Annotated in this window: 15 protein-coding genes; all 15 read left to right on the top strand. The window is 67.9% G+C overall.

Annotation, left to right across the window (positions count from 1 at the left end; all coding sequences use genetic code 11):
- Window positions 1-503: ABC transporter permease (locus tag VFP86_01980; GenBank protein ID HET8998393.1), on the top strand; the 503-nt coding region annotated here is incomplete at its 5' end.
- Window positions 504-737: 234 nt separating this feature from the next.
- A complete protein-coding gene (locus VFP86_01975; protein ID HET8998392.1) occupies window positions 738-1,460 on the top strand; it encodes a YbhB/YbcL family Raf kinase inhibitor-like protein in 723 nt (240 codons plus the stop codon).
- 10 nt (window positions 1,461-1,470) lie between these two features.
- On the top strand, window positions 1,471-2,634 hold the full coding sequence (locus VFP86_01970) for a selenocysteine synthase (protein ID HET8998391.1): 1,164 nt from the start codon (window positions 1,471-1,473) through the stop codon (window positions 2,632-2,634).
- An 85-nt stretch (window positions 2,635-2,719) separates the two neighbouring features.
- A complete protein-coding gene (locus tag VFP86_01965) occupies window positions 2,720-3,205 on the top strand; it encodes a tetratricopeptide repeat protein (protein ID HET8998390.1) in 486 nt (161 codons plus the stop codon).
- Window positions 3,198-3,617: a DoxX family protein gene (locus tag VFP86_01960; protein HET8998389.1), complete on the top strand. Its 420-nt coding sequence runs from the start codon at window positions 3,198-3,200 to the stop codon at window positions 3,615-3,617. The genes VFP86_01965 and VFP86_01960 overlap by 8 nt, the downstream gene beginning before the upstream one ends.
- A 289-nt stretch (window positions 3,618-3,906) precedes the next feature.
- On the top strand, window positions 3,907-4,833 hold the full coding sequence (gene rsmI / locus VFP86_01955) for a 16S rRNA (cytidine(1402)-2'-O)-methyltransferase (GenBank protein HET8998388.1): 927 nt from the start codon (window positions 3,907-3,909) through the stop codon (window positions 4,831-4,833).
- Window positions 4,830-5,069, top strand: a complete 240-nt coding sequence (locus VFP86_01950) for a DUF2007 domain-containing protein (GenBank protein HET8998387.1) — start codon at window positions 4,830-4,832, stop codon at window positions 5,067-5,069. The genes rsmI and VFP86_01950 overlap by 4 nt, the downstream gene beginning before the upstream one ends.
- Entirely contained in the window at window positions 5,066-5,974 is a 909-nt protein-coding gene (locus VFP86_01945) for a dihydrodipicolinate synthase family protein (protein ID HET8998386.1), read from the top strand. Before VFP86_01950 ends, VFP86_01945 begins: the two co-directional genes overlap by 4 nt.
- A 23-nt stretch (window positions 5,975-5,997) precedes the next feature.
- On the top strand, window positions 5,998-7,299 hold the full coding sequence (locus VFP86_01940; protein ID HET8998385.1) for a homoserine dehydrogenase: 1,302 nt from the start codon (window positions 5,998-6,000) through the stop codon (window positions 7,297-7,299).
- Window positions 7,289-8,365, top strand: a complete 1,077-nt coding sequence (gene thrC / locus VFP86_01935; protein HET8998384.1) for a threonine synthase — start codon at window positions 7,289-7,291, stop codon at window positions 8,363-8,365. Before VFP86_01940 ends, thrC begins: the two co-directional genes overlap by 11 nt.
- Window positions 8,365-9,264 carry a homoserine kinase gene (gene thrB, locus VFP86_01930; protein ID HET8998383.1) on the top strand — a complete coding sequence of 300 codons (900 nt, stop codon included), beginning with the start codon at window positions 8,365-8,367 and terminating at the stop codon, window positions 9,262-9,264. The genes thrC and thrB overlap by 1 nt, the downstream gene beginning before the upstream one ends.
- Complete coding sequence (locus tag VFP86_01925) at window positions 9,261-10,475, top strand: aspartate kinase (GenBank protein ID HET8998382.1); 1,215 nt, start codon at window positions 9,261-9,263, stop codon at window positions 10,473-10,475. Before thrB ends, VFP86_01925 begins: the two co-directional genes overlap by 4 nt.
- A 358-nt stretch (window positions 10,476-10,833) precedes the next feature.
- Window positions 10,834-12,855, top strand: coding sequence for a methionine--tRNA ligase (gene metG / locus VFP86_01920; protein HET8998381.1), 2,022 nt, complete (start codon window positions 10,834-10,836; stop codon window positions 12,853-12,855).
- A 102-nt stretch (window positions 12,856-12,957) separates the two neighbouring features.
- Window positions 12,958-13,380, top strand: coding sequence for a hypothetical protein (locus VFP86_01915; protein HET8998380.1), 423 nt, complete (start codon window positions 12,958-12,960; stop codon window positions 13,378-13,380).
- Between the two features lie 178 nt (window positions 13,381-13,558).
- Window positions 13,559-13,975: a hypothetical protein gene (locus tag VFP86_01910; GenBank protein HET8998379.1), complete on the top strand. Its 417-nt coding sequence runs from the start codon at window positions 13,559-13,561 to the stop codon at window positions 13,973-13,975.
- Window positions 13,976-14,002 lie beyond the last annotated feature (27 nt).

Here is a 14,002-nt window from a genome sequence, read left to right as displayed (position 1 = left end):
CGGGGCTTGTGCTCGCGGTCGTGATCGTCGCCGTGCTCGGGAAAGGTCTCGACAAGATCATCTTGGCGATCGGGGCGGTCAACTGGCCGATCTACGCGCGCCTCGTGCGGGGCGAAGTGCTTTCGCTGGCCGGGCGCGAATTCGTGACCGCGTCTCGGGCGCTCGGCGGGAGCAATCTCCGCATCATCTTGCGGCACGTCATGCCCAATGCCATCTTCCCGTTTCTCGTGTACGGATCGCTCGACATGGGGAACATCGTGATCGTGTCGGCGGCCCTCAGTTTTCTTGGCCTCGGCACCGAGGTCGGGTACGCTGATTGGGGGCAACTGATCGCCCTATCGCGGAAGTGGATCATGGGCGAGCCGGGCCACGCCTTCGTGTTCTGGTACACGGTCGTGTTCCCCGCGGTCACGATCACGCTCTTCGTCCTGGGATGGAATATCTTGGGCGATGCCATCCGTGATCTGGCCGACCCGAGACTGCGGAGGCCGATGCGCACATGAGCTGGGCCGCCACGGAAGCTGGATTTCGGCATGAAGCGCAGACGGCGCAGATGGGCATGGGCGTCCTGCTCCCCCTCCTCTTGAACGTCGTGGGCGCGGGCGTCGGGCTTGCTCGTCTTGCTGCGGTAAACGTGCCTCGACGCACGCGGTGCCGCCCCGCCACTCCTCACCAGTTTGGCTCGCCGGAGCGAGCATGATGACAGAGACGCACATCAGGTAGAGGGAGGGTGATCGATGCCGGATCGGGGGCGTCTTGTGTGGGCGGCCGTGCTGCTGATATGCGGTGCGTGCCTGTCAGTGAGCGGATCCTTGGTGGTCGATGCTCGCGGGCTGGCCACTCTCTCGGTGACCGTGACCGGGGTCAAGCCGAACGGCGCCATCCCCCCGGTCTATGCGTACTGCGTTCCTGCGGCCAAGGGGCATGTCACGGACGGCCCGAACCGGAGCCCGGCGATTAGGTGGACGAAGGGCGCGGCCGGGACGGCGTCCTATGCGATTGTCATGGTCGACACGGACGCCCCGTCGTCGTTCGACACTGCGAACCAAGAGGGCAAGACCATTCCCGCCACGCTCAAGCGCCTCAACTTCTTCCACTGGATTCTGGTCGACATTCCTCCAAGCGTAACCGAGATACCGGAGGGCGCGGAGTCAAGCGGGCATGCCGCGAAGCCGGTGGGTCCGGCAACATACGGCCTTCGCGGCGCCAATGACCTCGGCGTCACCGGTTTCGTGAAGGGAACCACGGGCGGCTACGACGGCCCGTGCCCGCCGTGGAACGATGCGCTCGCCCACCACTACCATTTCGGCGTTTACGCACTGAACGTGAAGACCCTCGGGCTGACGGGGGCGTTCACCGGGGGCGACACGCTCCGAGCGGTGCAGAAACACATGCTGGCCAGCGGCCAAGTGGTCGGCGTCTACTCGCTCAACCCCGACGTGCGCAAGGGCCTGAAGTAACGCTGAGATCATGGCCACGCAGGACTCCAGCGAGGCCCGCGGGATCCACGCCCGCCTCGATTTTCTCAGGGAACTCGGCGTGCGCCCCATCATCAACGGCGCAGGGACGTATACGATGATGACCGCGTCGCTGTTGGCTCCCGAGGTCGTTGAGGCCATGGCGGCGGTGTCCGGGCACTTCGTACGGCTCGAGGACCTGCAGGACGCGGTGGGCCGGCGGATCGCGGCCCTGCTCCGCTGCGAGGCCGCGATGGTCACCTCCGGCGCGTTCGCCGCGCTGACCCTGGGAACGGCGGCCTGCATCACCGGGACCAACCCGGAGTTCATCCGCCGGCTTCCGGATACGGACGGGATGCAGAACGAGGTCATCATCCAAACATCCCACCGCTTCCCCTACGACCGCGCGGTCCGGAACTGCGGCGTTCGCCTGATCGAAGTGGAGACGCCTCTCGATCTGGAACGCGCGCTCAACGCGCGCACGGCGATGATGCTGTTCCTCAACAAGAACGAGCCGCAGGGCCGGATCACCGCCGCAGAATGGGTCCGGTTGGGCAAGGCGCACGGTATCCCCACGCTGAACGACGCCGCCGCGGACGTCCCGCCGCTCGACAACTTGTTCACGTACACGCGGATGGGCTTCGACCTCGTGGCCTTCTCGGGCGGGAAGGGATTGCAGGGACCTCAAACCGCCGGCCTGCTGCTCGGCCGCAGTGACTTGATTCATGCGGCCCGTCTCAACACCGCGCCCCACAGCGACACGATCGGGCGAGGGCTGAAAGTCGGCCGGGAAGAGATGGTCGGGATGCTCGTCGCGCTTGAACGTTACCTGCGGCGCGATCACGACGCCGAGTGGCGCGAGTGGGAACGAAGGATCACGACAATCGCGACCGTTGCTGCGTCGATCCGCGGGGTCACCACGGACACGTTTGTCCCCCAAATCGCCAACCAAGTCCCCCACCTGCGCATCCGCTGGGACCGGCATCTCGTCACGGTCAGCCCCGCCGATGCGACCCGCCGCCTGCGGGAGGGCGATCCTTCGATCGAACTGGTGCCGGTCCCCTACCAGGAAGGGTGTCTCGAGGTGGCGGCGTGGACGCTGCAGCCGGGCGAAGCGGAAACCGTCGCCCGCCGGATCCACGAGGTGCTGACGGGCACACCCTCTGCCCTGCCGTGATGCGCTCGTGACACTGGTCGTGCACAGTCAAGTCACCGGATCGCACACGCGTGTCGTCCGAATCGTCACTCTCGCGAGGTGGCTTATGAGAACGATGAAATACGTCCTGGCGGGCAGCCTTCTGGCCGCCGCCCTAGGAGCGGGGAGCGCATGGGCGCACGACTCCGATCCCCCCGCCAGCCAGACCGCGCAGATGAATCCCCAGGCCAAGACCCTGTTCGATCAGGGGCAGGCCTACTCGAAGAAGAAGAGTTGGGACCTCGCCATCGCCGCATACAACCAGGCGGTTCGGATCGAGCCGAGGTTTGCCGAGGCGTGGAACAATATGGGCTACTGCTACCGCAAGATGAAGCAGTTCGACAAGGCCCTCGACGCGTACAAGCGGGCCATTACCCTGAAGCCGGACTTCTCGTACCCCCACGAGTATATGGCGCGGACCTACCTCGCGATGGGCAACATCGACGCCGCGAAGCGCGAATACGAGATCCTCAAGCGGTTGGATGGCAAGATGGCGGCCGAACTGCTCAAGGCGATTGAGGCGAACAACCCCGACCTGGGGGATGATGACTGAACCAAGCACCGGCGTTGGTACGCGCGCGGCCAGGATCGATGTCGCCCTCCTGCTGTTGCGGCTGATCCTGGCCGCAGTCTTTGGGGCGTACGGCTACGCGAAGTGGACCGGCGGGATGGATCGGGTGGCTGGGCTGATGATGAGCGTGAACCTGCCATTCCCCGACCTATTGGCACGCATCGCGGCCACGCTCGAAGTCGGAGGCGCGATCCTGTTGATCATGGGACTCTGGACCCGCGTGGTCGGCACCCTCCTGGGGATCGAGATGGCCGTGGCGATCGCCAAAGTCGTGTGGCGGCAGGGATTCGTGGGAGGGTACGCGTTCGAGCTGACGCTGTTGACCGTCGGTGTGAGCTTAGCGATCGCCGGCGGGGGAACGTACTCGGTCGGCCGGGACCGCCTCTCGCGCTGACGAAGAAAAAAATACGGGAGGCGCTTCACCCACTGGCGTCCCACCGTCTTCGGCCCCCGCCGCCGGCACCTACCGCTGACCCGCTGTTCTCCGGAGTTACCCCCGAAGTACGCCTGGCTCGCTCTCGGCGTCCACGTGCGGTGGCGTTTGAGTCGGCTACTTTGCCAGTCGGCTCGCGCCTCCATCGTTATTCTTATCACAGGTGTCACGAAGAACACAATCCGGAATCTGCGTTCGGACAATGTGTGGACAGCGTGGATAACGTTGATCGAAGGGGAGCACGATTGGTGTGCTGCGCCCGCCCGGCCAATGCCCGTCCTGCTATATTGAAGGTGTGACCGCGACCGGATCCGGAACCCTCTATCTTGTGGCCACCCCGATCGGGAACCTGGAGGACATCACGCTCCGGGCGCTTCGCATTCTCCGACAGGTGGCTTTGATCGCCGCCGAGGACACCCGACGTACGCGCAAGCTCCTCTCGCATCATGCCATCCCGGCCCGGCTGGTGAGTCTCCACGAGCACAACGAGAGGGCACGGACGCCTGAGATCATCGACCGCCTCATGGCCGGAGATTGCGTGGCTCTCGTCTCTGATGCGGGGACGCCCGGCCTCAGCGATCCGGGGGTCGAACTCGTTCGGCAGGCGGCGGCATCGGGCATCGCCGTCGTCCCGCTGCCCGGCCCGAGCGCGTTCGTGACGGCGCTTGTGACCTCAGGTCTTTCGACCGCTCCGGTCACGTTTCTCGGCTTCCTGCCGGCGGCCGCCCGCGACCGGCAACGCGAGCTGGAGGCGCATCGGACGTTGCCCCATACCATCGTCATCTATGAAGCGCCCCACCGGCTGCTCAAGGCGCTTCAAGCGATCAGAGACGTCTGGGGCAACCGCAAGGTCGCGGTCGCGCGCGAACTGACGAAGATCCACGAAGAGATCTTTCGGGGCGCCGTCGACGACGCGATCCGGCACTTCACCGACCACCGGCCCCGAGGCGAGGTGACGGTGGTCGTCGCGGGAGCGGCGGGGGAGCCCCCGCATCCCGCCGAAGCCGGCACGGGGGACCCGCAGGGGGGCGAAACCGCGAAGGCCATGCTCCGCGCCGCGCTCAAGGAAGGGGTCGCGCCGTTTGAAGCCGTCCGCCGCACGTCGCAGGCCACGGGGTTGCGGCGGAACGTGGTGTATCGGATGTGGCTTGCGCTTAAAGAGGGAGCGGCCGGATGAAGACCATCCGCGTCGCGTCAAGCGAAATCGAGGCGCAGATGCTGAAGGAGCTGCTCGAACAGGTTGGGATCCCCGTGGTGTTGAGGCCCAACCAGATCGCCGGCGAGTTGTTTTCGCTCCCCGGTGAATGGGGCGATCTCTTGGTCCCCGATGAACACGCGAGAGAAGCGGAGACGCTGATTGCCGAGTACGTGGCTTCCGTCAAGGAGAACGAACCGGAGGACGATCACCAATGACGCGCGCTCCCCTGTCCGGGATCATCGTGCCCATCCCCACGCTGTTCGACGACCGAGGGCGCGTCGATGACGAAGCCAATGCCCGCCACATCGACTGGCTGATCACCCACGGCGTGCACGGGATCTTTGCCTTGGGCACGACGGGGGAGTTCACGTCGCTCTCCTCCGACGAGCGCCGCGCGTTCGCCGCGCTCGCCGTCCGGGCGGCCCGGGGGCGCGTGCCGGTCCTGATCGGGTGCAGCAGCACCTGGACCGATGAAGCCATCGCCTACGCCCGCCACGCCCAGGAAGTCGGCGCAGACGGGACCGTGGCGGTCCTTCCATATTATTGGGTCCCCTCCGAGCGTTCGGTCCACGAACACTACCGGCTCCTGGCCGAGGGGAGCGCGCTCCCCATCTACATATATAACTTCCCGGCCTTGACCGGCCGGAGCATCTCCCCCGGCCTCGTCGCGAAGTTGGCGGCCGATCATCCGAATATTGCGGGGCTCAAGGACACCGTCGACAGCGTCGCGCACATCCAGGAGACGATTGCGCTCGTCAAGCCGGGCCGCCCCGACTTCACGGTGCTGGCCGGCATGGACTATCATCTGCTCAACACCCTCTTGCTCGGCGGGAACGGGGCCGTGCCGGGAACGGCCAACTTTGCCCCGGAGCCCTTTGTCGGCATCTACGCCGACGTGGGCGCCGGGCGTGTGGAGGCGGCCGCCGAACGGTCGCGCGCCCTCGCGCCGTTCGCCCGCTTGTTCACGCTGGAGGCGGCGCCATTTGTGATCGTGAAGGAAGCGATGGCCGCCGCGGGGCTGATCCCGCGCGTGACCACCCGGTCGCCGGCGCTGCCGCTCCCCGACGACCAGCGCCGGCAACTGCGCGCCGAACTCGAAGCCGTTGGGGTCGCGCGTTGACGCTCGCCGGGCGCCCTGCTACCATGCCGCACATGGTTGCGGACGAACTGCGGATCGGGCTCCTGGGCTGCGGCACGGTGGGCAGCGCGGTCGTCCGCCTGCTCCAAGCGAACGCCGAAGAGCTCCACCGGCGGACGGGGGTCTCATTCCGCATCGCCTCGGTCGCCGCCGCCGATCCGGCCAAGCCTCGCGACGTCCGCCTCGCCCCGGGGATTCTGACCGGCGATCCGCACGCGGTCGTCATCGACGAGCGGGTCGATGTCGTCGCCGAGGTCATGGGCGGGGTCGAACCGGCCCGCACGCTGCTCCTGGAGGCCATCCGAAGGGGCAAGAGCGTCGTGACCGCCAACAAGCAGCTGATGGCCCGCCACGGCCCCGAGCTATTCGCCGAGGCGGTGCGCGCGGGGGTCGACCTCCGGCTCGAGGCCAGCGTCGGCGGAGGGCTCCCCGTGATCCAGCCCCTACGCGAGTCGCTCGCGGCCAATCGCATCCACGAGATCGTCGGCATCCTCAACGGCACCACCAACTACATCCTGACCAAGATGGCCGAGGAGCGCTGGGAGTTTACGCGCGCGCTCGAGGAAGCGCAGCGGCGGGGGTTCGCAGAAGCGGATCCGACGGCGGACATCGCCGGCGACGACGCGGCCGCCAAGCTTGCGATCCTGGCGACGATCGCGTTCGAGACCGCGGTCCACGTCGACGACGTGTACCGGGAGGGCATTCAGCGAATCTCGGCCCAGGATCTCCAGTTCGCAGAGGAACTGGGGTTTGCGGTCAAGCTCCTGGCGATCACGAGGGAAGACGGCGGCCGGGTCGAGGCCCGCGTGCATCCGGCGTTCCTGCGGCGCACCCACCCGCTCGCCGCGATCGGCAACGAGCTCAACGCCGTCTTCGTCCGCGGGGATGCGGTCGGCGAGGTCATGTTCGTCGGCCGCGGGGCCGGCGGCGCGCCGACCGCCAGTGCCGTGGTGGCGGACTTGATCGACGTGGCGCGGAACCGCCGGGCCGGCACGCACGGCCGGATCGGGATGCGCGCGCTCCGACGCGATGTGCTCCGCCCGATGGTCGACACGTCCTCGCCGTTCTACCTGCTCATGCAGGTGACCGACCGCCCCGGGGTGTTCGCCCGCATCGCGTCGATCTTTGGGGAAGAAGGCGTGAGCATCGCCTCGATCGTGCAGAAGAGCCGCGGGCGCACGGCGGACATCGTGATGGTCACCCACACGACCCAAGAACAGCGGATGCAGCGCGTGCTGGCCCGTGTGGCGACGCTGGATGTCGTCGGTGCGGTGCGCAACGTAATCCGGGTGATCGATGGTGAGTAGCCGTTGGCGCGGGGTCATCGAGGAATACCGGACGTACCTCCCTGTGACCCCCAAGACGCCATTGATCACCCTCCTCGAAGGGGCCACCCCGCTCCTCCGCGCGCCGCGCCTAGCGCGACACCTTCCCGGCATCGACCTCTATCTCAAGTACGAGGGGCAGAATCCGACGGGATCGTTCAAGGACCGGGGCATGACGATGGCGATGTCGAAGGCCCTGGAAGAGGGGAGCCGCGCGGTGGTCTGCGCCAGCACCGGCAACACCGCCGCGGCCGCGGCGGCCTACGCCAGCCGGGCGGGCGTGCCGTGCTTCGTGGTGGTGCCCGCCGGCGGGGTCGCCGTCGGTAAACTCGTCCAGGCGATGGCGCACGGCGCGCGGGTGGTCCCGGTCGAAGGGTCCTTCGACGAAGCCCTGCGCATCGTCCGCGACGCGGCGCCGCGCCTGCGGCTGACGCTCGTGAACTCGGTGAACCCGTTCCGGATCGAGGGGCAGAAGACCGGGGCGTTCGAGGTCTGCGACGCCCTGGGCCGGGCACCGGATGTCCTGGCCATCCCGGTCGGCAATGCCGGGAATATCACGGCGTACTGGCGCGGGTTCGTCCAGTATCACGCGGCGGGACGGATCTCGACCCTGCCGAAGATGTGGGGGTTTCAAGCCGCAGGCGCCGCGCCACTGGTGCTCGGCCATCCGGTGGAACGGCCGGAAACGGTGGCGTCGGCCATCCGGATCGGCCGGCCCGCCTCTTGGGAGAGCGCGGTGGCGGCCGCCAGGGAGTCCGGTGGAGGATTCGAGGCGGTGACGGACGAGGAACTCCTCGCCGCCCGCCGCCTCCTGGCCGACCAGGAAGGCGTGTTCGTCGAGCCGTCGTCGGCGGCCCCGGTCGCCGGCCTCCTCAAGCGGACCCGCGAGGGGCGGCTGCCCGAGGGGGCGCTCATCGCCTGCGTCCTCACCGGCCACGGGCTCAAGGATCCCGAGTCCGTCCTGCGGACGGAGCGGCGGCCGGAGGCGGTGCCCGCGACACCCGAGGCGTTGGAGCGGGCGGTGGACGAAGTGCTCGCGGTGCGGTGATGGCGATTACGGTGCACGTGCCGGCGACCTCGGCGAACCTGGGCCCGGGGTTCGACGCCCTCGGCCTCGCCCTGCGGCTCCACAACACGCTAGTGATCGAACCGGCGTCCTCCCCCGAAATCAGCATCGAAGGCGAGGGCGAGAAGACGCTGCCCCGCGATCCGACGCACCTCGCCTACCAGGCCGCGATGGCGGTCGCCGAGCGCGCCGGGATCGCCCCGGCCGCCCGCGCGTTCCGGCTGACCCAGCACAACGTGATCCCGCTTGCCCGCGGGTTGGGCAGCAGCGCGGCGGCGATCGTGGGCGGGGCGGTGGCGGCGAACGCGCTGCTCGGCCGTCCGCTCGATGAGCAGGCGCTGCTCGACCTCGCGACCGAATTGGAGGGGCATCCCGACAACGTGGCCCCCGCCCTCTTCGGCGGCCTCGTCGTCTGCACGCGGTCCCCGTCGGGGGTCCGGTGGATGCGCTTGGCCCCGCCGCCGCTCAAGGTCGTGCTCGCGGTCCCGGACTATCCGGTGTCCACGGAAGAGGCGCGGCGCCGGCTTCCCGCCCGCGTCCCGTTTCCGGATGCCGTCTTCAACGTGACCCGGACCGCGCTGCTCGTGGCGGCGCTCACCGGAGGCCGTCCCGATCTCCTCGACGAAGCCACACAGGACCGGCTGCACCAGCCCTATCGAGAGCAGCTCGTGCCCGGACTGACCGAGGTGTTCGCGGCGGCACGCCTCGCCGGAGCCTACGGCGTGGCGCTCAGCGGCTCGGGGCCCGCGGTCCTGGCGTTCGGCGAGGCCGCGGGAATCGGACCGGCGATGGCGCGGGCGTTCGAGGCCGCGGGAACCCCGAGCCGGATCCTCCACGTGGAGTGCGACATCGCAGGCACGGTGATCGAGGGGACCGTGTGAGCCTGATCGTGCAAAAATTCGGCGGGACCTCGGTCGCCGGAGCAGACCGTATCCGGCGCGTGGCCCGGCGGATCGTCGCGACCCGCCGGGACGGTCACGCCGTCGTCGTGGTGGTCTCCGCACCGGGAGACATGACAGACGACCTCATCGGGATGGCCAGGCAGATCACCGATCACCCGCCGGCGCGCGAGCTCGACATGCTGCTCGCCACCGGTGAACAAGTCTCGATCGCGCTCGTGGCGATGGCCATCCACACCGAAGGCGCCGAGGCGATCTCGCTCACCGGAGCGCAGGCGCAGATCCGGACGGAGCGGGTCCACACCCGGGCCCGCATTCTGACCGTGGACCGCGGCCGGATCGATCGGGAGCTCGCCGCCGGCCGGGTCGTCATCGTCGCGGGATTCCAGGGCATCACCGACGAGGAGGAAATCACGACCCTCGGCCGGGGCGGCTCGGACACGACGGCGGTGGCGCTGGCCTCGGCGCTCCACGCGGAGCTCTGCCAGATCTACACCGACGTTGAGGGAGTCTTTACCGCCGACCCACGGATCGTCCCGGAGGCGCGCAAGCTCAAGGAGATCACGTATGACGAGTTGCTCGAGATGGCCAGTTCCGGGGCGCTGGTGGTCCAGACCCGGGCGGCGGAGCTGGCGATGCAGCATCGTGTGCGCCTCGAGGTGCGCAGCAGCTTTGTGGACCGGGAGGGAACCGTCGTGACGGACAACCGGCTGGAACGTCAGAAGGTGGTGACCGGCGTCACGCACGATATGAACGTGGCCAAGATCTCCACCACGGGGGTCGGCGATCGCCCGGGGGCCGCCCACCGGCTCTTCCAGGCCATTGCCGACCGCCACGTCAACGTGAACCTCATCATCCAGAGCGTGCCCCGGAAGGACCGCGCGGACATCTCCTTCACGGTCGCCAAACCCGACATGGCCGCCGCGGTGGAGGCCGCGCGGAGCGTGGCTGAGGAGATCGGGATCAGAGACATCCTGTCAGACGATCAGGTCGCCGTGGTCAGCATCGTCGGGGCGGGGATGATCAGCAACCCCGGGGTCGCAGCCCGGATGTTTGGGGCGCTCGCGGCGCAGGACATCAACATCCAGCTGATCGCGACCTCGGAGATCAAGGTGTCGTGCGTGATTCCCGCGCATCAAGTGCCGGCGGCGGTGCGGGCTCTGCACACGGAGTTTGAACTCCTCTCGCCTTGACAAGATTCGCCGTGCCCCGTAGCATGGAACAAAGCGATGACGGAGCGGGAGTAGGCCCGACGCCGACCCGGGCCCGCATAGGCGGGTGAGCGAGCCGGGATAGGGTGCAAGCCGGTGGGGGCGGCGGGCCGAACATGGCTCCGGAGCTGCGCGCTGAACCGCGGGCGGTCGATGCGGCCGCCGGTGCAGTAGGCAGCGCCGCCGGGCCGGCGCGAACGGGCCAAGGTTCCGGGTCTCCTCTGCGAGGCCTGGACCGGTGAGGCCTGCGTTTGCTGCGGGCGCATCTGGGTGGTACCACGAAGGCGGCTGCCTCTCGTCCCAAGGACGAGAGGCCGTTCTGTTTCTTGGGGAGGAGCCCATGGAGACGTTCTACGTCACCACGCCAATCTATTACGTCAACGACGTGCCGCACATCGGGCACACGTACACCACGCTGGCGGCGGATACCATCGCGCGTTGGAAGCGCCTCGCAGGCGCCGACGTGTTCTTCCTCACCGGCACCGATGAGCACGGGGTAAATATCGAGCGGAGAGCGCGCGAAGCCGGCGTGGCGCCCCAGGTGTGGGTCGACCAGATCGCGCCGCAGTGGCAGGCGTTGTGGAAGCGCCTCGGGATCTCGAACGACGACTTCATCCGGACGACCGAGCCCCGCCACATTCGGGTCGCCCAGCAGTTGTTCCAAACGGCGTACGATCGAGGCGCCATCTACAAGGGGACCTACGAGGGCTGGTACTGCACGTCGTGCGAGGCCTTCTATACGGAAGACGAGCTGCTCGAGGGGCAGTTGTGCCCGATCCACAAGCGACCGGTCCAATGGACCGCCGAGGAGAACTATCTCTTCCGCCTGAGTCAGTACCGGGACTGGATCCTCCGCAAGATTGAGGGAGAGCCGGAGTTTATTCAGCCCGACACCCAGCGGAACGAGATGCTGAGCCTCGTACGAGGCGGGCTCCGCGACCTGGCGGTGAGCCGGCTCTCGGTGAAGTGGGGGATCCCGGTGCCCTTCGACCCGCAGCAGATCATCTATGTCTGGGTCGAGGCGCTCATCAACTACGTGACCACGATCGGCTACCTGGACGACCCCGCGCGGTACCGACGGTTCTGGCCCCACGTCCATCATCTGGTGGGGCGGGACATCACCCGGTTCCACGCGGTGATCTGGCCGTGCTTCCTCGAAGCGGTCGGCCTGCCGTCCCCCAAGCAGGTGTGGGCGCACGGCTTCTGGACCGTCGAGGGCGAGAAGATGAGCAAGACCCGCGGCAACTTCATCGACCCGATCGGGGAGATCACCCGGCTGGCCGAGGAGAGCGGCGCAGAATGGAACGTCGCGGCCGACGCGTTCCGATACGCCTTGCTGCGCGAGGTGCCGTTCGGTCAGGACGGAAACTACTCGCACGAGGCGCTCGTCCACCGGTTCAACGCCGACCTGGCCAACGATTTCGGCAATCTCCTCAACCGGGCGCTGCCCATCGTACAGCGGCATTTCGGCGGGCAGATCCCGGCGCCGGGAGCCCCCGAGGGCCCGGACGGGGCGCTGCGGAAGGCGGCCGAGGAGGTGCCCGAGGCCGCGGGCCGCCGCATCGGGACGTTCGACTTCACGCGCGGGCTGACCGAGATCTGGCGCTTCTTGGGCGTGGCGAACAAATACATCGACGTGGCGGCGCCATGGGCTGCGCTCAAAGCGGGCACCACCGCACGCGGAGGAGCGATTTTGTACAACACGCTCGAGGCGCTCCGGATCGCCACGATTCTGCTGACCCCTGTGCTCCCATCGGCCACCCAGAGGGTCTGGGAGCAACTCGGCATCGCCGCCCCGCTCGCCGCGCAGCGGCTGGCCGACACACGGTGGGGCGGGCTGCCGGCCGGGACACCGATCCGGCCCGGCGCTCCCCTGTTCCCCAGGATCGAGAAGACGCCGGCCCTAGCCCCCGCGGCCCGTCCGCCGGAGGCAACGGAGCAGGCTGCACTCCTGCGCCGGTCGTCGAGAGGTCACACCCCCGGTCGCGCCGCGCGCACGTCAGGACCTACGACATCTTCCAGAGGAGGCACCGAGATGAGCGAGATCACGATCGAGGAGTTCAACAAGATCGACCTCAGGATCGCCGAGGTCCTCGAGGCGAAACGGGTCGCCGGCGCCGACAAACTGCTGGAGCTCCGGATCAAGGTCGGGGAGACGACCCGCACCCTCGTAGCCGGGATCGCCCAGCAGTACGCACCCGAGACGCTCATCGGCCGGAAAATCGTCGTCGTCGCCAATCTGCAGCCGCGCCGCCTGCGGGGCGTGGAGTCCCAAGGCATGCTGCTGGCCGCCAATGACGGCAATCGCGCCATCCTGCTGGCACCCGACCAAGACGTGCCGAGCGGGGTGCGGGTGTCGTAACCGATTCGCCGGACGATTCGAGAGGGGCGTTCCGGGGAAGAACAGTGTAAGAAGGAAGGTTTGTAACGGTAAGATTGTCAGGTGAAAAGGGGAGGGATTTCAATGACTGCGGGTCGCATTGCTGCATTCGTCCTCGCATCTGTGATGGCCGGGGGAGTCTTTGCCGGATTCATCCCGCCGGCGATGGCGGACGTTGGAGACATCTCGGTCGGCGGCGTCTGGATCTCCAAGATCACGGAGAACGCGGCCGGATTCCTCGCGGAGCAACGTGCCACGGAGGTGAACAAGCGGATCACCGAGGTGTTGAGTGAACCCAGGTTCCGCCATGTAGGCGCGACCGTCTCCGTGCGCCCGATGGGAGACGCCGCGGCCATCCTGGTTGGCGACCAGCTCGTCTTCACCGTGACGCCGGCGGATGCGACCGGGACGGGGGTCACAACTGTTGAGCTCGCGCGGCAGTGGGCCCAGCGTCTGGCGCAGGGATTGAGCAAGGCCCTGCCGGACGCGAACTTCCACACGTTCTAACGTCGGCACACCGAGGCCCGGGGCGTGGTTTCGCGGCGACCCGGGCCTCCGTGTGTTCTGAATCGATCGGCCACGCGAGATCCGGGGAACCGGCGCAGGGGATGCGGCTGCCTGCGCGGTACACTTCCGATGCGATCTCCATCGACATCGCGATCTCATCCGGAGGGGGGACCCCTGCATGCGCGTGCATCGTCGGGCGGTGGGAGCCGCAGCCCTGATCGCGTTCGCGATCGTCCTCGCCACACCCACGCCCTCGCGGGCGGATGCGGGGGACATCTCCGTCGGAGGCGTGTGGGTCTGCCGGATTACCCAGCCCGCGTTGGGGCTCACGGTCGATGAGCGCGCGGTGCAGGTGAACAAGCAGATTACCGAAGCCCTGAGCACGCCCAAGTTCCGCCGGGGCGCCACGATCGCCGTCCGCGGGGAGGGCCCCACCGCGAAGATCATGATCGACACGCTCCTCATCGTGACCGTGACCCCTGAGGACATCAAGGGGACGACCGTCACCACGATGGAACTGGCCCGCCAGTGGGCGAAGCGGCTCGCCATGGGCCTGAGCAAGGCGCTCCCGGACGCGGAGTTCCACACCTTTTAGCCGGGCTCCGGCGCGGTCGCGGCGAGC

Source organism: bacterium (assembly GCA_035703895.1).
Classification (GTDB): Bacteria; Sysuimicrobiota; Sysuimicrobiia; order Sysuimicrobiales; family Segetimicrobiaceae; genus Segetimicrobium.
The sequence above is the reverse complement of the archived record's forward strand: the minus strand, read 5'-3'. Positions and strand labels throughout refer to the sequence as shown.

Coding starts and splice junctions, on each gene's coding strand:
- VFP86_01975 (HET8998392.1), top strand. CDS start 738: ATGCCGGATCGGGGGCGTCTTGTGTGGGCGGCCGTGCTGCTGATATGC.
- VFP86_01970 (HET8998391.1), top strand. CDS start 1,471: ATGGCCACGCAGGACTCCAGCGAGGCCCGCGGGATCCACGCCCGCCTC.
- VFP86_01965 (HET8998390.1), top strand. CDS start 2,720: ATGAGAACGATGAAATACGTCCTGGCGGGCAGCCTTCTGGCCGCCGCC.
- VFP86_01960 (HET8998389.1), top strand. CDS start 3,198: ATGACTGAACCAAGCACCGGCGTTGGTACGCGCGCGGCCAGGATCGAT.
- VFP86_01950 (HET8998387.1), top strand. CDS start 4,830: ATGAAGACCATCCGCGTCGCGTCAAGCGAAATCGAGGCGCAGATGCTG.
- VFP86_01945 (HET8998386.1), top strand. CDS start 5,066: ATGACGCGCGCTCCCCTGTCCGGGATCATCGTGCCCATCCCCACGCTG.
- VFP86_01940 (HET8998385.1), top strand. CDS start 5,998: ATGCCGCACATGGTTGCGGACGAACTGCGGATCGGGCTCCTGGGCTGC.
- thrC (HET8998384.1), top strand. CDS start 7,289: ATGGTGAGTAGCCGTTGGCGCGGGGTCATCGAGGAATACCGGACGTAC.
- thrB (HET8998383.1), top strand. CDS start 8,365: ATGGCGATTACGGTGCACGTGCCGGCGACCTCGGCGAACCTGGGCCCG.
- metG (HET8998381.1), top strand. CDS start 10,834: ATGGAGACGTTCTACGTCACCACGCCAATCTATTACGTCAACGACGTG.
- VFP86_01915 (HET8998380.1), top strand. CDS start 12,958: ATGACTGCGGGTCGCATTGCTGCATTCGTCCTCGCATCTGTGATGGCC.
- VFP86_01910 (HET8998379.1), top strand. CDS start 13,559: ATGCGCGTGCATCGTCGGGCGGTGGGAGCCGCAGCCCTGATCGCGTTC.